Source organism: Vibrio hibernica (assembly GCF_015223435.1).
In the GTDB taxonomy this organism is placed as follows: Bacteria; Pseudomonadota; Gammaproteobacteria; order Enterobacterales; family Vibrionaceae; genus Vibrio; species Vibrio hibernica.
Genome location: NZ_VHKO01000036.1, coordinates 1 through 21,286, shown reverse-complemented (window position 1 = coordinate 21,286; position 21,286 = coordinate 1). Strand labels below are relative to the sequence as shown.

At 37.2% G+C, this 21,286-nt stretch carries 16 protein-coding genes and 1 pseudogene; 15 read left to right on the top strand and 2 right to left on the bottom strand.

The window, feature by feature from the left end; translation table 11 throughout:
- Nucleotides 1-81: 81 nt before the first annotated feature.
- The 5 genes from FH976_RS11750 to FH976_RS11730 all read left to right on the top strand — a co-directional run bounded on the left by FH976_RS11750 (nt 82) and on the right by FH976_RS11730 (nt 4,573).
- Nucleotides 82-897, top strand: a complete 816-nt coding sequence (locus tag FH976_RS11750) for a glycosyltransferase family protein (protein ID WP_194091040.1) — start codon at nt 82-84, stop codon at nt 895-897.
- 241 nt (nt 898-1,138) lie between these two features.
- A complete protein-coding gene (locus tag FH976_RS11745; RefSeq protein WP_194091039.1) occupies nt 1,139-2,119 on the top strand; it encodes an O-antigen polymerase in 981 nt (326 codons plus the stop codon).
- Nucleotides 2,112-2,981, top strand: coding sequence for a glycosyltransferase (locus FH976_RS11740; RefSeq protein WP_194091038.1), 870 nt, complete (start codon nt 2,112-2,114; stop codon nt 2,979-2,981). The genes FH976_RS11745 and FH976_RS11740 overlap by 8 nt, the downstream gene beginning before the upstream one ends.
- Nucleotides 2,981-3,796, top strand: a complete 816-nt coding sequence (locus FH976_RS11735) for a glycosyltransferase (protein ID WP_194091037.1) — start codon at nt 2,981-2,983, stop codon at nt 3,794-3,796. Before FH976_RS11740 ends, FH976_RS11735 begins: the two co-directional genes overlap by 1 nt.
- 9 nt (nt 3,797-3,805) lie before the next feature.
- Nucleotides 3,806-4,573 (top strand): glycosyltransferase family 2 protein, encoded by a 768-nt coding sequence (locus tag FH976_RS11730; RefSeq protein WP_194950390.1) that lies wholly within the window; start codon nt 3,806-3,808, stop codon nt 4,571-4,573.
- A gap of 2 nt (nt 4,574-4,575) precedes the next feature.
- Here the strand turns inward: FH976_RS11730 and wecA are convergent.
- Together wecA and FH976_RS11720 are read right to left on the bottom strand one after the other, a co-directional pair.
- Nucleotides 4,576-5,349, bottom strand: a pseudogene (gene wecA / locus FH976_RS11725) (UDP-N-acetylglucosamine--undecaprenyl-phosphate N-acetylglucosaminephosphotransferase); the annotation flags it as partial.
- Between the two features lie 133 nt (nt 5,350-5,482).
- Nucleotides 5,483-5,797, bottom strand: a complete 315-nt coding sequence (locus FH976_RS11720) for a hypothetical protein (protein WP_407701646.1) — start codon at nt 5,795-5,797, stop codon at nt 5,483-5,485.
- Nucleotides 5,798-5,911: 114 nt separating this feature from the next.
- On the opposite strand from FH976_RS11720, the gene FH976_RS11715 reads away from it, so the two are divergent.
- From FH976_RS11715 to FH976_RS11670, 10 genes are all read left to right on the top strand, one after another.
- Nucleotides 5,912-7,411, top strand: coding sequence for a capsule assembly Wzi family protein (locus FH976_RS11715; protein WP_194091036.1), 1,500 nt, complete (start codon nt 5,912-5,914; stop codon nt 7,409-7,411).
- Nucleotides 7,412-7,582: 171 nt separating this feature from the next.
- A complete protein-coding gene (locus FH976_RS11710) occupies nt 7,583-8,920 on the top strand; it encodes a hypothetical protein (protein ID WP_194091035.1) in 1,338 nt (445 codons plus the stop codon).
- A gap of 82 nt (nt 8,921-9,002) precedes the next feature.
- On the top strand, nt 9,003-11,669 hold the full coding sequence (locus FH976_RS11705) for an SLBB domain-containing protein (RefSeq protein WP_194091034.1): 2,667 nt from the start codon (nt 9,003-9,005) through the stop codon (nt 11,667-11,669).
- A gap of 164 nt (nt 11,670-11,833) precedes the next feature.
- Entirely contained in the window at nt 11,834-12,829 is a 996-nt protein-coding gene (locus tag FH976_RS11700; protein WP_194091033.1) for a Wzz/FepE/Etk N-terminal domain-containing protein, read from the top strand.
- A gap of 35 nt (nt 12,830-12,864) precedes the next feature.
- Complete coding sequence (locus FH976_RS11695) at nt 12,865-14,031, top strand: nucleotide sugar dehydrogenase (protein WP_194091032.1); 1,167 nt, start codon at nt 12,865-12,867, stop codon at nt 14,029-14,031.
- 776 nt (nt 14,032-14,807) lie between these two features.
- Complete coding sequence (locus FH976_RS11690) at nt 14,808-15,824, top strand: DHH family phosphoesterase (RefSeq protein WP_194091031.1); 1,017 nt, start codon at nt 14,808-14,810, stop codon at nt 15,822-15,824.
- 267 nt (nt 15,825-16,091) lie between these two features.
- The gene (locus FH976_RS11685; RefSeq protein ID WP_228767422.1) at nt 16,092-17,228 is read left to right on the top strand and encodes a BamA/TamA family outer membrane protein; all 1,137 of its coding nucleotides are present in this window, start codon (nt 16,092-16,094) and stop codon (nt 17,226-17,228) included.
- Nucleotides 17,228-18,016, top strand: a complete 789-nt coding sequence (locus FH976_RS11680) for a hypothetical protein (protein ID WP_228767421.1) — start codon at nt 17,228-17,230, stop codon at nt 18,014-18,016. Before FH976_RS11685 ends, FH976_RS11680 begins: the two co-directional genes overlap by 1 nt.
- Before the next feature lie 293 nt (nt 18,017-18,309).
- Nucleotides 18,310-19,854, top strand: a complete 1,545-nt coding sequence (gene gpmM / locus FH976_RS11675) for a 2,3-bisphosphoglycerate-independent phosphoglycerate mutase (RefSeq protein WP_194091030.1) — start codon at nt 18,310-18,312, stop codon at nt 19,852-19,854.
- A gap of 102 nt (nt 19,855-19,956) precedes the next feature.
- Nucleotides 19,957-21,189, top strand: coding sequence for a murein hydrolase activator EnvC family protein (locus FH976_RS11670; protein ID WP_194091029.1), 1,233 nt, complete (start codon nt 19,957-19,959; stop codon nt 21,187-21,189).
- Nucleotides 21,190-21,286 lie beyond the last annotated feature (97 nt).

Here is a 21,286-nt window from a genome sequence, read left to right as displayed (position 1 = left end):
ATATATTTAACCCCCTATTATTGCATTGCTATTTCACTAACATATTTATTTCTGGCGAAGTTTTTTTTGAGGTTTTTAAATATGAATAAATATGATATTTCTATTTTGGTTTTAGTTTACGGGAAAGAAATAGAAGAATCAAAAACATTTTTATCACTGAATAAATATGCAGAAGAATTTAAATTATATAATATTAACTTAGTTTTATGGAATAATGGACCTATAAGTATTGATAATGATTTCAACTCCAAGCTTGATTGTAAATTAATCCAGACTCTCGATAATATGTCGCTATCATATATATATAATAAATTTATTAACAGTGCAGAATCAAAGGTGTATGTCATATTGGATGATGATACAGAATTAAACTTAAATTATATTAATAATATTAAAAAATCTATATCTTATAATATATATTTCCCAGAGATTAATGTTAACGGTGAAAAAATCTATCCGAAAAAAGAAAAAAGAAATGTAGTCTTTTCCAGAAAAAAAGATGTTTTATTTACTATCTCCAGTGGGATGATAATAGGCTTTGAGATTATTAATAAAATCAGAAATAATTATGGTAATGTATTTGATGAGGATTTTTATCTTTATGGGGTAGATACATCATTTTGCTTGAGATTATCTGATTTAAACTTAAATCAATCCATACATATCATTGATGGATTGGAGCATGATTTATCACGACTAACTGACAATAATATGTCTGAATTTAAGCGTATCGAAAGAGGGAATGATTTAGGCGTGAGGATTAGAAAATATTATAATACAATAGATAAATTATATTTTTTGTTGTATTTCACTTATGTCTTTATAAGAAGAGAAAAGAAAGAATTCGATCTTTTCTCTTTATATAAATCATTATTAAGTGGTAAGCATTATAGGTAGATATGATGATTTTAATTAAGCTAGCTACTGTTTTAATATTATTTTTTTTCTAGCACCAGCAAAAATTCATGGGTTTAATATTCCAGTCATTGCTTTTATGGCGATTTTAATTTCATCCCCTTTACTTTTTAGATATAAAAAAATTAGTTTTTCTTATATTAAAATCATTATGTGCTTTATTATGTGCTTTATTTCATTTGCACTGCTTGCTATTTATCATCTTAATGTCGATCTGGAGCTAATGAAATTAACGTTGTATGGGATGATGATTTTATCGTCATCTTACATTTTAGTTGAGTGGGTTTCTCACTTTAGGCCCAATGAGGTTAAAATTATAATTATTGAATCGATATTGCTGGTTTCTGTTTTTTATGCTTTAATTTCAATATTGGTTTTTACAAGCCCTACTTTTAATGACCTTTTCTATTCTCTATATGACTCCACATTTCTTAACGATGAATTTATTGACAGACGAATAAGGACATCGGGTATTTTCTATGGTGGTTTCTCTATAGTCTCCGTTTATTTTTCAGTAGTATATTATATCGCATTGTCATATGGTTTCACTTATAAAAAAGATAACTTATATTTTAAAGTAATTCCTTTAATATTTATTTTTGTTATCATATTTACTGGTCGAGTAGGACTGTTGATTGTTATGTTAATTTCAATAGTATCTATTTTTTCCCCTAGAAAATATATGATGGTGTCGAAACGGCTATTAATGCTCTATATCTTTATTATTTTTTCATTACTGCTTATATTTTTATATTTTTATTATGACCAATTTTCAAAATTAATAATGTGGTCATTCGAGTTGTTTATAAACTTATTTTCTGGACGAGGAATTACCAGTTCCAGTACATCTAATTTGTTTGATGATATGATGTTTTTACCAGATAACTTGTTTCTTGGCGAAGGTTTCTTTTACTTAGGAAAAGGAATCGATGGTGTAAGTTCTGATTCTGGATATATTATGTTGCTGTATTATGGTGGTGTAATATCTATGTTAACCTATATTTCAATATATCTTTATATAGGAAGTATTTTTGCTTTTGGTAAGGATTTGGTTTTAAAAAGAATGGGTCTACTCATTACGTTATTATGTTTAATTTTAAATATTAAGGATATTTATTTGTTTGGTATATCAGGTATAACTCAAATTTATTTCATTCTTTTATTTTTATCTCTAAAAAATACAGCAGGATTAAAACATGAGTAAAAAATTTGGCGTCATATACGTATTATATTATCCGAATCAATATCAAGTAAAAGAAATATTAAAAACCACTAAATTTAATGGCTCTGTATGTGTGGTTGATAATACACCTGTAAATAATAATAATAGCAATTATTTTGATAACTATCCTGATGTTAAATATATCGATAATAAAAATTCGGGAGGAATAGCAGGGGCTTTTAACCTAGGGTTTCAGTATTTTATAAGTATATCCTGTAATATGGTTTTTACATTTGATCAAGATTCTATAATACCAGATAGATACTTTTCTGAAATGCTTAACTATTATGATAAGTATAATGCAAAAATATTGTGTCCAAATTTTTACGATACAAATTCAAATACATTTGGTAAGTTCGTAAAGTTAACTAAATTTGGCTATGCTGAATCTAATGATAATACAACTCATTTTTGTATATCATCCGGTATGTTAATTGATATTGCCACATATATTGAATTAGGTGGATTTGACGAAGGTTTAATCATTGATCACGTTGATACAGATTTTGCCTTAAAAGCTCTTTGTGAAAATGTGAAAATTTATTTTTGTAAAGAAGTAATTATGGAGCATCAGATAGGTAATAGAAGTAAACATGAATTTCTTGGTGTCACATTAAAGCCCAATCATCATAATAAATTAAGGAAGTATTATATTGTTAGAAATGGTACATATTTATCATTTAAGTATTTTTCTAAGTATAAAGGATACTTTTTTTTAAATGTGAATAGAGTTATTCATGAGTTTTTATGCGTTATTCTTTATGAAAAAGATAAACTAGCTAAAGTTTTTTATATGGCTAAAGCAATATTAGCATCAATTCAACTTTTCATTAGGAAGAAATAATGGATTTACCATTAGTATCTATTTATATCACTACTCATAATCGTTCATCACTATTATTTAGAGCTGTAACCTCAGTATTAAATCAGGATTATGATAATATAGAGATTATCATTGCTGACGACGGCTCAATTGATGATACTGAAACTATTGTCCGATATTTTATGTCTAAAGATTCAAGGGTTATATATGTTAGACATGAGATTCCTTTAGGAGCTAATAGTGCAAGAAATTTAGCTATCGATACGGCATCAGGAGTCTTTATAACGGGTCTGGATGATGATGATGAGTTCAAATCAAATAGGATATCAACATTTATAAAAAACTGGAACTCAGATTATTCTTTCCTTTGTGGGAATTTTGATAATATATATGATGATAAAGTTATAACTGAATATAATACTAGGCATAATAAAGTTATAAAATTAAAGGATTTACTATTCTATAACTTCGCATCCAATCAAATATTTACACTACTAAGCCGATTAAAAGAGGTGAGGTTTTCTGAAAATGTAAAAAAATCCCAAGATTGGGATTGCTGGATAAGAATGGTATATACTCACGGGCCTGGGTTTCGTTTAAAATCTACCACGTATAAAATGTTTCATGACGGTTACAATAGAGTTTCTATGTCGCAAGAGTATAAACTATCTTATTATCAACTTGTTGAAAGGAATGAATTGATTTATAAAATGGTTCTTGGTGATGACTTTGTAAATAAATACATGCTTAATTATGGAAATAAGAATGTATTAGATATTTTTCATATTAATAGTTACTTTCAGTTGAAGTTTTTTATTAAATCATTTCTCTATTAAGGTATTTCTTTGATTTATATATCATTAGTTTCACATGGACACTCTTCAATCATACATGAAATAGGCTGTATAAACTCTTTATCTGATGATTGTATCCTTGTCATTAAAAATAATAAAATTGATGATGTCGGGCTGCTTGGTGAACACGCTTATATTATCGATGAATGCTACGGTCTAGGCTTTGGTCATAATAATAATATAGTTTATCAATATTGTGTCGATAATTTTGGAATGCTTGAGAGCGACTATTTTATTGTACTCAATCCTGATGTTCTTATAACTTCTAATGTTATAAAAGATCTTGTTAATACAATGAAGAATGATGACGTTAATATTGCAGCAATTAATTTATTTAGAGATGAATTGAAAACTATTTATGATAATTCGATAAGGCAGTTTCCATCCTTTATTCAATTTGTATCTTCTTTCTTACGAAAAAGTAATACATCCATTATTGATAAATCAAAAGTATATACACCAATAAAAATTGATTGGGCCGCGGGATCTTTTTTGGCCTTTCAGGCAGGGCACTATCGTAAATTAATGGGCTTTGATCAAAGTTATTTTATGTATTGTGAAGATATTGATATTTGTTATCGTAGTTCAATCATAGGTTATCCAGTGACATATTACCCACAATTTGAAGCTATACATCTAGCAAAACATGCCAATAGAAAGTTTTTATCCAAACATTTTATGTGGCATGTTTGTAGTGCTGTAAGATTTCTTTTTAGTAAATCTGGTTATGTAACAATGAAATCAATATTAAAAAAATAAATTTACTTCTCTCTAATCCATACAGTAATCTTCCAAATATTACTCAGCAGCGTTAAATAAACCACAAAACAAACCATAAATGAATAAAACATCACATATTCAGGTACTTTGTTGATTTCAGCTAGGATGCCAATTCCTGCGTAAAGTGCAGCAATCGAACATATAGTAATTAAGGTTTGAGTTGAACTAAAACCTAATCGTTGGAAAATGTGGTGCAGGTGTTCTCGGTCTGGTTTGAATGGGGAGTCTCCACGGCGCATGCGTCGAATCATAATTGCAGCCATGTCCATTAGTGGAACGGCTATTAACCATAATGCAGTTACAGGTTGTAGTGGTGGGTGATTACCATTTTGACTTGAAAGCAACAGAAACCAAATTACAGTGAACCCTATTAGCATGCTGCCTGCATCCCCCATGAATACTTTTCGTTTCCTTCCAAATACACCTAGATTCAGCAGAATGTAGGGAACAATAATAACGACCATTACTAAACATAAATAAGCGATATTAAGTTGTCCATCATGAGCAAGTAATATACCTAATCCACCGAACGTTACAATCGATAATCCACCTAAAAGGCCATCAATACCATCAACCATATTAAACGCATTAATTGCACCAACAACAGCAAAGATGGTTATCGCATACCCTAATATTCCTAGAGTTATGACGCCAGCACCAAAAACATTCCCTATGGTATGTAACTCTATATTTCCGACCACCATCATTGCTACTGACAAGGCCCCTTGAATGGCGAAGCGTAGTTTAAAGGTAACCGTTCACCGGGAGTGTATTGACAAGCATTCTGGAGTATGCCTCAGAGCGTTTTAATGCTTATTCTCTGGCATTTAGAAAAGTTTTAATGCCCGTACGTTATAAAAACACATAATTCCTTACTTTTCACCGTTGTCAAGCCCCTCCCGGTGAACGCTTACGTTTAAAGTTCATATCAAATCGGTCGTCTAAGGCGCCAACAAAGACAAGAATTGAAATGCAGCTTGCATATAAAGGGACATTAGGAATAATATTAGGGCTTTGAAGTAAGAAATATAGCAGAGACAAACTAATAGAAATGCCGCCAACTAATGGAATTGAACCTTTATGTAATTTTCTAGTATTGGGTTTATCAACTAAACCAACTTTGAGTGCCACTTTGCGTAATAAAAAGAGAGAAGCTAAAGAAAAAAAGAATAAAAAGGCGAGATCAATAAAAGAAATAAGCACGATAAAAAGCCAGAAATTAAAATGTGATGATGATTTTAATGTATTTTCTCTTTATGATAAAGGGCATTTATAGCTTATTTTAATTGCGCCTATCGCGCAGGTCTAAGGATAAACATGAACCTTTTGTTAAACCGTCTAGTTAATACTGGCGTGATTTTAGTTACATTGCTTTTTTCAGTAAATACTTGGGCTGCGAAATGGATTGATGTTGGGGATGTTCATTTACGCTCTAGTATTCAGCTTCTTGCTGATGCAGGCTTGATTACCGTTCCTGTTAACACTTATCCGCTTATGTGGAGTGGCGTGATGAGCGATTTGAATAAACACCAAAATGATCCGTTAGAAGGAGTGGTAAAAAAATCGTTTGAGCAAGTTATGCAAGCTTATCAACGCAGCCATGGAAAAAGTCGAACTCAAATTACGGCTAGTGCTGCTAATGAACCTTATAGGTTTCAACATTTTGAAGACTCCCCTCGCAATAAAGGTCAAATAACTCTGAGCCATGAAGGCGAAACGGAACATTTCTCTTATAAAGTATCGGCTAATGTTCAAAGTGCTGATAACTATGGCGATTCGGTTGCTAGCCTTGACAATAGTTATATATCCGGTTTTTTAGGTAATTGGGCGCTTACTCTTGGATCATATCAGCAGTGGCATGGCCCCGGTTGGGATGCTGATTTGATCCGGAGTAATAATGCTCGACCTATGCCATCAGTTTTTATTACTCGTGATAAATCGGAAGAAATAGATTTCCCTATTTTAAGATGGTTAGGGCCGTGGGCTTTTACTACGGGGGTGTCGTGGATGAACGATGAGCGGGCCGTGGATAACACGTTATTATGGTCTATGCGTTTAACCTTTAAGCCTATTCATAATCTAGAAATTGGAGCCAGCAGAGCTTCCCAACTGTGTGGTAATGGTCGTCCGTGTGGCGCTGAAACATGGAAGAATATGTTCATCGGCAAAGATAACGCTGGTCGGGATGGATTAACCGCAGAGCAGGAACCGGGAAATGGGTTAGCAGCGGTTGATGCTCGTTGGGGAGATGTTGCCTTTGATATCCCATACGGTATTTACTGGCAAAGTATGGGAGAAGATGCGGTTCGGCTTGATCGATTTCCTCCTTTTCAAGCGAAAAGCTACTTATATGGTGCCGATATAAGTTATCAAGCTTTTGGTCAGTATATCCGAACGTATGTTGAATACAGCAATAGTCAACCTACTTGTGGTGGTATTGATGGAAACTGCGCTTATGAACATCATACCTATCAATCCGGTTATCGTTACAATCAACGCAGTGTTGGTAGCACTTATGATAATGATGCGAGAACCTACACATTAGGTTTTGTGGGTAATAATGAGAGTGAACACCAGTGGCAAATGAATTTACGCTATCTAGAGTTGAATCGTGATAATTCCAATCGTTCTGGATATGCAGGCAACCGTGTCACCGATATTGCTGAAAATGCTAGCCAACTCGAAGGAATATATCAGTGGCCTATTTTTATTGGCAGTATGAAGGTAGGCTTAGTTTATACATACTCAACGTTTGAAAATGATATTGATGCAAAAAGTGATATTGATGCTTGGATGAAATGGAATTATGAATTTTAACTAAGTAACTAAGTAACTAAGTAACTAAGTAACTAAGTAAGTTTGTAGTGTTCAATTTAAATTAGATGGTTACTTTATTATTTAATAACTATATAATTTATTAAAAATAAATAGCTCATCTGTATGGCTTGTGAAATCTGTACGCTAATATATTCAAGGATTTTTAAGGTAATGCAGGTAAGCGGCCATTCTCAGATTAAACATTCTATTCTCTATGTAGCAAAGAGTCTCATTAATGTTAGTGCCATTGGTGTTACTACTTTAATGACGATTACGTCATCAGTTAATGCTTCCCCTTGGTTGGAAGCAAATGATCCATTTTTACGCTCATCCATCGTATTGTTGTCGGATGCTGGCAAGCTTACTGCCCCGGTTAACCATTACCCAGCGCGATGGTCTTTTTATGGTGATGATTTAAAACGTGGGATTTCTGATTCAAAAGAAAAAGGCGTCGCAATCGCCAGTCGTGAAGTTCAATATTCGCTCAGTTCAGCAAAATTAAATCGGGGTAATACATCAATAAAGTTTATCGCTGGTAAAGAACAACCTATAAATTCTGGATTTGGTAATTTTTCAGACGATAAATGGGGTGGTTATACGAGCTATGAACATTTAGATAACAGTTATGCTTTTCGTTTTACCACCGGTTACCGCGATTATAACGGTGAGCGCGATATTGACTGGAGCAATAGTTATCTCAGTCTTAATGCAGGAGCTTGGCTTTTCTCTATCAGTAATATTAAGCGTTGGTGGGGGCAAGGTTGGCAGCATAATCTTATTTTGGGCTCGTTTGCAAAAACCGCCCCTGATGCTAGCTTAAGTTACTTAGGGCAGAATGCATTCTTGGGTTTCTGGAGCATGGAAACCTTATGGGCTTTTCCTAGTGATTCTCCATCGGACTATCATAGTGCGACACGTCTTGTTTCTAAACCATTTAGCAACTTTGAATATGGGCTAACTTACCAAGCTTGGTTTGATGATCTTAATGTTGGACAAGGGGCGCAACAATCGGCTTTTGATGCAAAGTTAACCTTGCCTCATATTGGCAGTTTATATCATAGCGTTTATACGGAGCTAGCCTCAACGGATAATGCTTCAGAACTTGGTGCGTGGATGATTGGTTGGACGGGAAGCTTTTTAGATGTTGGGAAAAATAATGTGCGAATCGTATTAGAAGCACAGCAAGCGACCAGCGCCCATGATAATACTCAATGGAAAATCGAAAATACTTATCAAGATTATCCATCTCAAAATAAAAGTGTGTCAAATACGACCTATCAACTGGATAGCAGTGAGTCAATTGCCATCTATTTTCAAATGTATAATGACCATAATATTGGTGTGATTTATCAACAATCTGAAATGAATAACCAATCTTGGAATAGCAGTCAGCTTATCTATCGTTTGCCCGCTTTGGCCGGTATGCTTCATTTTGGCGCTGGTTATACACAAAATGATAATTCTAATAACGAAACCAATATTTGGTCTGGGTACGAATTTAGAATTTAATATGTTTTGTGAATGAATTGTTTTTTAGAGCAACATTCGAATTACTTACTTTTAACTCGTTAATTTTTATATAGAAGATACCATGTCATTCAAACAACTATTGATAGCCATCATTACCAGTAGCTTTACGGCTAGCGTCTTTGCCTTTAATCCTACCCCCGCACAAATCAAGCAGTTTCAGAGTTTGCCTAAAGCGCAACAAGAACAACTAGCGAAACGATATGGTGTTAATCCTAAAACGTTAACGGGAGGCGGTGGTTCTGGTCAAGCAGTAGAGCCACCAGCACCAATGTTAGAGCGAACCACACCAGCTCAAGTGACTCCTGTGCCTGATTTTGATTCACTGATTAAACAAATAAAAGAAGATGATGGCTTGCAACCGTTTGGTTACGACATGTTCCTTGGCCAGCCGATGGAAATGAGCATGGTGGATAACATGCCCGTACCTTTAGATTATAAAGTAGCACCTGGTGATACGATTAAAGTACAAATGTTTGGTCGTAATAATGATGAAGCAACCGTAACCATTGGGCGTGATGGCAGTGTTAATCTTCCAGAGCTCGGTCCGATATCGGTTACAGGACAGACTTTTGAGCAATTACAGACAACACTGACCAGTGTGATTAATAAGCGAGTCATGGGGGTCAAAGTTGCTATTTCTATGGTCTCTATGCGAGCAATGCAAGTTTATATTGTGGGTGAGGCGATTCAACCAGGCGCTTATAATGTAAATGGTTTAACGACGATTACCCAAGCTTTGATTGCGAGTGGTGGTGTAAAAGAGTCTGGCAGTTTACGTAATATCCAGCTTAAGCGTAAAGGTAAAGTCGTTAAAACGTTAGATTTATATGGCTTATTGATCAAAGGGGATTCATCGAAAGATATTCGCCTGATGTCCGGTGATACGTTATTCATTCCGACGAAAAAAAATGTTGTAACGTTGAATGGTGAAGTTATTCGCCCTGCTATTTATGAGTTAAAAGGTAAAACTACGCTAGGGCAGTTATTGGCAATAGGTGGTGGTGCAAAACCTGAAGCGTATTTATCTAAAGTCAGCGTGCGTCGAACGAGTGCCAAAGGTCTTGAACAAGCAACCTTGGATTTATCGACGACAGCGGGACAAAATTTTGTATTAAGAGATGGGGATGAAATAAAATTTGGTAAGTCATCTCGTTCGTTAAATAATGCTGTCGCGGTGAGAGGAGAGGTTGTGCGTCAGGGGGCGATCAATTTTACACCAGGTATGAAAGTGAGTGATGTGATAGGTTCTATTGATGATGACTTGAACCAAAGCGCTGATATGACATATGCCTTACTGGTGCGTGAAGTGAACTATCAACGTGATATCGAAGTGTACCAATTTAATTTATTAACCGCGATCTCGGAACCTAACTCAAAAGATAATCTTTTACTGCAAGAAAAAGACCAAATTTTTGTGTTTGATAATGGTTTACACCTTGGCTATTGGTATGGATCTTACGTAAATAAAAAAGCAACAAATGATAGTTTGAAAAGAAATAATCAATCACCTGGCCAACAAGGGCAATTTAATCCCAATACCAATCAATGGGAATACACTGATGTGCAAACAGGTGCATTAATCGAACAAAAAGAAAATACCAAACTTGATGTGGAAGGCACTGATTCCTCGACTGATGCTGCTAAATTACGCCAATCAAGCCGTGAGGAATTATTACAGCCGATTGTTGAGCGCTTAAAAGAGCAATCAACATTAGATAAACCTGCTCAGTTGATTGAAATTACGGGTTCGGTGAAATTTCCAGGGGTATACCCACTACCAAAAAATAAAAGTATTCACTCTGTTGTGGCTGCTGCTGGAGGTTTAACGGAGGATGCATATTTAACTTCTGCAGAAGTCACCCGCCGATTGAAAACCGATGAGAGTTTTTCTGTTAAGCACTTTGATTTTTCATTGAGTGAAGCGTTAGCTGGTAATAGCAATACTGAATTAAAGGCACAAGATCACCTGATTATCAAAAAGCAACCCGATTGGCAAAAAGATATGGTAATCGACTTGCAAGGAGAGGTGAAATTTCCTGGTCTGTATACATTCCAACGCGGTGATACGATCAAAGATATGATTGTTCGTGCTGGTGGCTTTACTCAATATGCTTACATTGAAGGCGCTGTATTTAGCCGAGAACGTCTTAAACGTCAAGAAAAAGTCAGAATGAAGCAGTTACAAATTCAGCTTAAACAAGAGATTAGTAGCTTAGCCTTACGTCGTCAAACTACATCAGCGACTTATCAAACATCACCTTCTGAAGCAATTTCAGTCGTGGATCAGTTAGAAAAAGCAGAAGCTGTTGGTCGGTTGGTGATTGATATGCAATCGGTAATGAAAGGTGATAAAGACTCGAATCTTATTCTTGAAAAAGGCGATAAACTTTTCATTCCTGCATTAAACCCAGTTGTGAGTGTAGTTGGAGAAGTTCAATACACCTCCAATCATATATTTAAATCGGGAGTTTCAGTTGAAGATTATATTGATTCAGCGGGTGGAACCAAACGTCAGGCCGATAGTGACCGCATTTACATTGTGAAGGCGAATGGCTCCGTTGAGTTACCAAATACGTCATTCTGGTTTAGTCGCAGCTTCGCACCGCTAGAGCCTGGTGATACCATTATCGTACCAATCGATACTGATTACCTTGATGGTCTAAGTACCATGACGTCAGCAACTCAGATTCTTTATCAAATTGGTGTTGCTTGGAGTGCGGTGAAATAATACTAATCTTTTAAGTCTTATCATTCTGGTTTTAAGCCAAACTGCTTGCTGTTGAAAAGTGGCTTGGCTTATTACTGGTTAAATTTTTTCATTGAATAGGAAATGAAACAAACATAGAGGTAATTACGTCATTACCTTATTTCGAGTTTCAAAAGTTAATATTTATGGCTAAAAATCTTCAGTATCAATCTTCTACTTTCCAACAAGAATCTGCAGATGATGAGATCGATCTACGGGAACTTTTCTCAGCTTTATGGAAAGGTAAGTGGATTATTGTTGTGTGTACGTTTGTTTTTGCTGTTGGCGGTGTCGCTTTTGCACTATTGCAACCGAACACCTACAAAGCAGAAGCAATATTAGCGTCAACAGATGATGGTGGCGGTGGTGGTTTGTCGGCTATGGCTGGTCAACTTGGGGGACTCGCTTCTCTTGCTGGAGTTAATTTAGGAGGAGGGGATGCTAGTGGTAAGGTCATGGCACTTGCTACGTTGAACTCTCGCCAGTTTGTTAATTATTTTATTAATAAGCACGATCTCTTAGTGCCATTAATAGCGAGTACAAAATGGATAGAAGACGGTAATCGGCTTGTCATTAATCCTGATCTTTATAATGAAACAAAAAGAACATGGCTTACTGATGAGGATACTGGTGAGTCATTAAAGCCAACCGATTGGGACGCCTATAAAGCGTTTAAGAAATTAATAGCGGTTGCTGATGATAAAGATACTGGTTTAGTGACGGTTTCTATTACCCATTATTCGCCTATTATTGCTAAACAATGGGTAGATTGGTTAACCGCAGATTTAAATGCTTGGATGAAGAAAAAGTCACTTGAAGAAACGAGTAAAAATATTAAATACTTAAATAAACAGATATATCGCACTCGAGTATCTGAAATGCAAACAGTTTTTTATGGGCTTATTCAAGAGCAGACCAAAGCGCTAATGTTGGCTGAGGTGAATGATGAGTTCTCTTTCAAAATTATCGATCCGGCGGTGATCCCTGAAGAAAAGGCTGGGCCTAAACGAGCTCTTATTTGTGTGTTGGCTGTACTGTTAGGCGGTATGTTAGGTACGGGTATCGTTTTGGCTCGCTTTGTATTTAAAAAAGAGGATGATAACGAGCCAAGTAATTCTAAATTATTAGCAACCAACTTTTAGCTACTTTCCTATTTAAAGTTTATCGAGTACGTATTATGAAAATTGCAATCGCAGGTACAGGCTACGTAGGTCTTTCAAATGCAATCCTTTTATCGCAAAACCATGAAGTGCTTGCGGTCGATATCATCCCTGAAAAAGTGGAGATGATAAATAACCGCCAGTCTCCAATTGTAGATGCTGAAATTGAGCAATATCTAGCAGAAAAAGAACTTAACCTTACCGCCACATTAGATAAACAACAAGCCTATCAAAATGCTGAATATGTGGTGATTGCCACCCCAACCGATTATGATCCTAAAACTAACTACTTCAATACATCTTCGGTTGAAGCCGTGATCAAAGATGTGATGGCGATTAATCCTAATGCGGTGATGGTGATTAAATCAACCGTTCCTGTGGGTTATACCGCCAGCATTAAACAAGAATTAGGTTGTGATAATATCTTGTTCTCGCCGGAGTTTTTACGCGAAGGTCGTGCATTGTTTGATAACTTACATCCATCTCGGATTATTGTCGGTGAGCAATCTGAGCGTGCAAAAGTGTTTGCCAATCTTTTGGTTGAAGGCGCGGTTAAAGAGAATATCGATGTTCTGTTTACTGACTCAACAGAAGCGGAAGCGGTGAAGTTATTTTCGAACACTTACCTTGCTTTACGCGTGGCCTATTTTAATGAGCTTGATTCTTACGCAGAAGCGCATGGTTTAAACGCTCGCCAGATCATTGAAGGCGTGGGTTTAGATCCTCGCATTGGCGATCATTATAATAATCCATCATTTGGTTATGGTGGCTACTGTTTACCAAAAGATACTAAACAACTTCTTGCCAATTATGACTCTGTACCCAATAACATTATTGGTGCGATTGTCGATGCTAACCGCACTCGTAAAGATTTTGTCGCAGAATCGATCTTGAAGCGTAATCCAAAAGTGGTGGGTATCTATCGCTTAATCATGAAAGCTGGGTCGGATAACTTTAGAGCATCGAGCATTCAAGGCATTATGAAACGCCTAAAAGCCAAAGGGATTGAAGTTGTCGTATACGAACCAGTGATGAAAGAAGAGAGCTTTTTTAATTCTCGCGTCGTTCGTGATTTTGATGAATTCAAGCAAATTTCAGATGTGATTGTGTCTAACCGAATGATGTCTGAGCTTGATGATGTAGCCGATAAAGTTTATACCCGTGATTTGTTTGGCTCGGATTAAAATAGGATTTGGCTTCAGGGCATTAATTAAATAGTCATCCTGAAAAATTACCCATCATCGCTGAAAAGCAACGAAATAATAAAGTTACCCGTCATCCTGAAAAGTGACGAAGAAACCAAGTCCCCCGTCATCCTGAAAAGTGACGAAGGAACGCAGTTCAGGATCTCCTACCGCGATTGGAATTTCAAAGTGTGGTCGGAGATTCCGTATCTTCTTCGCTTAGGCTCATGTACGGAATGACGGGTTTTGGTTGGGTGTGTGGCGTATAATTATCTGTGCTGAACGTTATTTACAATCTTGAAAAAGCCACCAGTTACCCTGAAAGTTACTCGCTATTTTGAAACGCTACCCGTTATCCTGAAAGTTATTCGCAATCTAGAAAACGTCCCCCGTCATCCTGAAAAGTGACGAAGGAGCGCAGTTCAGGATCTCCTACCGCGATTGGAATTTCAAAGTGTGGTCGGAGATTCCGTATCGTCTTCGCTTAGGCTCATGTACGGAATGACGGATTTTGGTTGGGTGTGTGGCGTATAATTATCCGTGCTGAACGTTATTTACAATCTTGAAAAAGCCACCAGTTACCCTGAAAGTTACTCGCTATTTTGAAACGCTATCCGTCATCCTGAAAAGTGACGAAGGAACGCAGTTCAGGATCTCCTACCGCGATTGGAGTATCAATGAGTAGTAGATTTAAACCTGCTCGTAACTCACTTTGGAATGACGGGACATGTATCTTGTTTTGTCATAGTGAGGACTTTGTTAAGAAAAGGATTGTCATGCACTACGATGTTTTTAACGGCGACGCGGATGGCATTATTGCGTTGTTACAATTACGGTTAGCGGAGCCCAAAATTAGTCAGCTTGTCACTGGGATTAAACGTGACATTAATCTGCTGACTCAAGTGGCAAGTGTTGATGATGTCACATCTATCACCGTTCTTGATATTTCCCTGCAAAAAAATATGACTTCTCTCATTCAGCTTCTTGAGCGCTCTATTCCTACTTTCTATTGCGATCATCACCAAAGCGGTAATATTCCCGATTCTCCTTTCCTTGAAACCTTAATCAATCTCGATTCTGAAATATGCACTAGCTTACTCATTAATCAAAAGCTTAAAGGCCAATATCAAACGTGGGCAATTGCGGCTGCGTTTGGTGACAATATGGTGAAAGGGGCGCTACGGTTAGCCACTCAATTCCAATTAAAACCTGATCAAATTGAGTTTTTAAAAGAGCTGGGAATATTGATTAACTACAATGGTTATGGTGCCGATTTATCGGACCTGCATTTCGAACCAGCAGATTTATTTCGCCAGTTACTCGACTACCCCAATCCATTTGATTTGCAAATAGATAAGCAATCGCCTTTTTACCTACTGCAAGCGGGCTATCTGAAAGATAAAGGGCACTTAGACAATATCACCGCGAGTTATGCCGATGAAATGTGCGAAGTATTCATTCTACCTTGCAAGCCTTGGGCAAGACGCATCAGTGGTGTATTTGGCAATGAACTGGCCAATCGTGATCCGAATAAAGCTTTTGCCGTCTTAACTCTAAATAAAGAAGAGACTTTGAATCAGGATCTAACATCAAATAAAGAAGCCGCCTTAAATCCGGATCAACAAAGTTATATGGTAAGCGTTCGTGCACCATTGAATAATCGAGTTGGAGCGGATGAAATTTGTGGCCAATTTGCAACTGGTGGTGGCCGACGCGCTGCGGCTGGTATTAATCAATTACCACAAGAAGAAGTGGATAAGTTCATTTCTTTGCTTTCCAGCTTTTATTTCTGATGAAACTCACATACTACTAAAGCTTGATTATATCTCTGTCTAATAAATAGAATTATTATAATAATAGCTCCCAATTATATGTGACATGATTCTATAATCCGAGCTTCTTGATATATAAAAATAAAGGCTATAAATGTGAAGTGGAAATTAAAAAAAACCAAGCTGGGACAACATATATTTTATAAAGAGCTATCCGAAAATAATCGGTTTCTAATAAGCAAACCTGCAATATTTCAAACTATAAAAAATTACGGAAGTCAGTTTTTTTTGTTTCTTAACCTCATTCTTTTTACTGCCTCAACACTGGCAGTGGAGCCTCTTTTCAATACACCAGAAGATATGGATCCCACTTGGGTCGATAATTTATTAAACGTCTTTGGTGCTGATGGCGGTTTCGATGATAGTAAAGCCATCGATATGAGCTATTTACCAACGGCTTATTACACTCCTGAGAAAAAATTTGGGGTTGGGCTATTAGTGGTTGGTTTATATAAAACCGATAGCGCGACGAGTGAAGAGCAACCTTCTTCTTTGGTGATAAACTCTTTTGTATCAATGAACAAATCTTATGGCGTTACGGTTGAGAATATGAATTTCTTTAATCAAGGCCAAGAACGTTTATTGCTTGATGTTGATTTACATAATGAAGCTTCTGTCTATTATGGCAAAGGAATCTCAAAAGGTGATGTCGATTCCAATCAATATACATTTGAAGAGCAAGTTTACAGTTTTAAACCTCGCTGGATGACAGAGGTCGCAGAAAATTATTTTATTGGTATTGGGGGGGATCTCATTAGTGCTAGCGCCGAGAATTTAGAATATACCAAGACTAATACCAAGTATGATTCAGATAGTATCTTACCTACAAACTTTAGCTCAGGAATTGTGATTACTAGCGTCTATGATTCAAGAGATTATCGCCTGAATGCAACAAAAGGGTGGCTATTTCAAGTTGATGCAGGTTTATACCACAACGATCAACAAGACTCTTTTTCTACTTATAACTTTGAGTTAGCCAATTATATTGAGTTAGGCACAGCGCCGGGATTGATCGCTTGGCAAATGCAGGGACACTTTACTTCTGGTGATGTGCCATGGAATCTCATGCCAGACTTAGGCGGTTCAAGCGCAATGCGAGGCTATATTAAAGGACGTTATCGAGATGACCAAATGGCGATGGGACAAGTGGAGTACCGCTTACCTATTTTCCAGCGCTATGGCATGGTGTTTTGGGTGGCTGCCGGGAGTGTTGCCTCCAGTGTTGAAAAGTTGAATGACGATATATTGATGTCTTACGGAACTGGATTTCGGTTTAGGATTAAAGACAATATCAACTTAAGAGCAGACATTGGGGTGGGAGAAAATGACACCAATTTCTATCTTAATGTGAATGAAGTTTTTTAATGATGTTAAAACTCTGTGATTCGAATTCCAACAAATTGATTTTAAAAGTTATTCCCATTCTATTGACGATTTCTATATGGCCTAAGGATGCTTTACCTGCAGAGAATTCGTCTCACAAAAAAAACGGTAGCCTCATAAATGCTGAGCGATGTATGAGAACGTTTACCTATTCGATTTATTTGACTGGTATCCATACTGGTGAGTTAAAAAAGATAGAGCAATGGCAAAAGGATAAAGTAGTTGTTACCTCTAAAAGCCAAGCCAGTATCTTAGGAATTACTACAACTTATAACCAACGGGCTGAATTAAGTTGGTTGGAGTCTAGGCATGAGTGGATTTCCACAGAGTTTCATCAACAAGTCTCAGGTTTTCGCTCCCGAGATATGCAAGTAACCCTAAAAAATCAAGGCCATCAGTCGGAAGTCGATATTGATGGGAAGAAGGCGAGTTATTTTGATGCAGATATTCCATTGAGGGATGTCGATACACTTTCAATACAGATACGCCAAAATTTGATTGAAGGTAGAAAATCTTTTGTTTTAAATCGTCAAGCGACGGATGGTATTGAGCGGTATCAGTATGACGTTTACGCGAAAAAAAATATAACAATATACCCTTGGGGGGAAATAACAGTGATTCCTGTCGAGCAAAAAGGGGAGGATCATATTACATTCTTTTTCTCTCCGGACTTAGGTTATCAAGTTGTTAAAGCTAAATATCATGGCTTTCTTTTGAAGGGGCTTTTGGAATTAGATGCTTATTCGTCAACATGTCTTAAAGGTTATTAATCTTAGTTATTGAATTAAATGCTCCCTCGGAAAGTAAAGAAGAAATTTTATTTAGGATCTTCAATAGCCCATTCCTATTAATATCATCTAATAATTCGATTTTCATCTTACTTAAAACTTGGGCATAATGTCGGCAACGAATGAAATTTTGTACCAGATTTATGTGATACCAAAAGGTATGGTGAAAGTTGAAACGATTTAACTTGATCTTATCCTGCAGTTTATTGTGAAAAGTGTAGTAAAATTACGCTTAACTGATTTACCTAATTCTTAGTATTTAAACGAGGTTTAACATGTCGAATAAAAAACCAATCGCTTTAGTCATCCTTGATGGTTGGGGCTCTCGTGAAAAGTCTAGCGATAACGCTATCGCCAATGCAAATACGCCAGTACTGGATTCATTATTTGCTAATCAGCCAAATACTCTTATCTCTGCATCGGGTTTCGATGTTGGTCTGCCAGATGGTCAAATGGGTAACTCTGAAGTGGGTCATACCAACATTGGTGCAGGTCGCGTGGTATATCAAGATTTAACTCGCATTACGAAATCAATTTTAGATGGTGAATTTAAACATACGCCAGCGATTGCGAATGCGATTGATAAAGCCGTTGCAGCAGACAAAGCTGTTCATATCATGGGGCTTATGTCTCCAGGTGGTGTGCATAGTCATGAAGATCACATCTACGCTGCAGTTCAAATGGCAGCTGAACGCGGCGCTAAAAAAGTGTATGTTCACGCCTTCCTTGATGGTCGCGATACACCGCCCCGCAGCGCAAAAAATACGCTACAACGCTTCCAAGATTTATTCGCAGAATTGAACCTTAAAGAAGGTCGTATTGCGTCTTTAATTGGTCGCTACTTTGCGATGGATCGTGATAACAACTGGGATCGCGTACAAAAATCTTACGACTTATTAACTCAAGCAAAAGCAGAGTTCACTTTTGATTCTGCAACGGCTGGTCTTGAAGCGGCTTATGCTCGTGAAGAAAACGATGAGTTCGTACAAGCAACTGAAATTCGCGCTGAAGGTGATGAAAGCGCAGCAATCGTTGATGGCGACGCTGTTATTTTTATGAACTATCGCGCTGACCGTGCACGTGAAATCACTCGTACTTTCGTTCCTGATTTTGCCGGTTTTGAACGTGCTGTCTTCCCAGCAATTGATTTTGTTATGCTGACTCAATACGCGGCAGACATTCCTTTGCTTTGTGCGTTCCCACCAGCATCATTAGAAAATACTTACGGTGAGTGGTTGTCGAAATGTGGCAAAACTCAGCTTCGTATTTCTGAAACAGAAAAATATGCACACGTAACTTTCTTCTTCAACGGCGGTAAAGAAGATGAATTTGAAGGTGAAGAGCGTCAGTTGGTCGCTTCTCCAAAAGTCGCGACTTACGATCTTCAACCTGAAATGAGTGCACCAGAATTAACCGATAAACTGGTTGCAGCAATCAAGTCAGGCAAATTCGATACCATCATTTGTAACTACCCGAATGGCGATATGGTCGGTCATACTGGTGTTTATGAAGCAGCCGTTAAAGCTTGTGAAGCCGTTGATGAATGTATTGGTCGCGTTGTTGAAGCTATCAAAGAAGTCGATGGTCAGTTACTGATCACCGCTGATCACGGTAACGCAGAAATGATGATTGACCCAACAACGGGTGGTGTTCATACAGCCCATACTAGCTTACCAGTACCACTTGTTTATGTGGGTTCGAAAAATCTTGAATTTAAAGCGGGTGGTAAACTCTCTGATCTTGCACCAACCATGCTTGAATTAACAGGAATGGAAATCCCAGCAGAAATGACTGGTCAGGTTATTGTCAATTTGAAATAACCTCTAGCGTCCTTAATGACTTTGGGTAACAGTTTGTGTGGATTACTGGTAAAGTAGTCCGCACAAAACTGAACAATTATGTTTTAGGGATACTGTTTTAGAATGAATTCACTTTCGCCAACTTTTTTTACTTACTCTGTATTAAAGTCTCACGCATTTAAAACATGTTCGGTTGCTATTAATTCAGTTGCTATCAATAACGCCAGCATCCGTTTAATCAAACGAGTGCATACTGGCGTTTTTTTGTGCCTGTGGATGGTGGTTTATTTACTTTCATTTTCGGTTAATGCGGCCTCAAAAGATGATTTAAAAGGCGTATCGGCTCAGATTTCTCGTCAAACCTCCTCAATCAGTTCTCAGCAAAAGCAATTAAACCAATTACAAAATGAACTTAAGAACCATGAAATTGCTATTTCGAAACTAGGGCAAGAAATCCAACATACACAACGTGAGTTGACCAAGGTTCATAGCAACTTAGACGAATTACATCAGCAAAAAAAAGAACTTGAACAAACTAAGGCTGAGCAAAAAGATACGTTGGAACAACTAATTAAAGCGTATTACATTACCAGTCGTAATAATGATGTCTATCAACTCTTGCAAGGTGGCGATCCGACAGAGAAAGATCGTATCAGCCAATATTTTCAACATCTTGCTACGGCGAGAACAGAAGCAATCAAAGCTTTAGAATTGACTCAATCTCGTTTAGACGAAAAAGAACAGCAGCTTTCGGTTGAAGAGAATAAGCAGGCGACATTGCTTGCCGAGCAAAAAGGTAAGCGAGATGATCTGCAAAAAGCGCAGGGTCAGCGAAAAACAACCGTTGCCGGAATTCGAACTACGATTAAAAGTAACCAAAGTAGTTTGGCTGAATTACGCCGCAACGAAACCCGCTTAAAAGCCGAAATAGCAAAGGCTGCGAAACGAAATATTTCACCAATGGATGGATTAGGCCGCTATAAAGGCCGTTTGCCTTGGCCATTAACGGGCAGTATCGCGCATAGTTATGGAACGTCTCAAAGCGGTCAAGTCACGTGGAAAGGTATTGTTATTAACGCCAAACAAGGCCAAGCGGTAAAAGCGGTTCATTCAGGTAAAGTTGTGTTTGCCGAATGGCTGCGTGGCTATGGCTTAGTGATCTTGCTTGACCATGGTAAAGGCGATATGACCTTATATGGCTATAATTCAACGCTACTGAAAAAAGACGGCGATGTAGTTGCTGAAGGTGAAACCATTGCTCTTGCTGGGAACACTGGCGGACAAGATAGAGCCGCTTTATATTTTGAAGTCAGGCGTAATAGCCAAGCACAAAACCCGAAAAGCTGGTTGAAGTAGAACCAAGGAATTTGCAAGATAGAGCGAGGCTGTGAGTACGCCTCGCTCTAGATCCGAAGAGCATCAAAATGCAACTTCATTGCGAGGCAACAGCGTC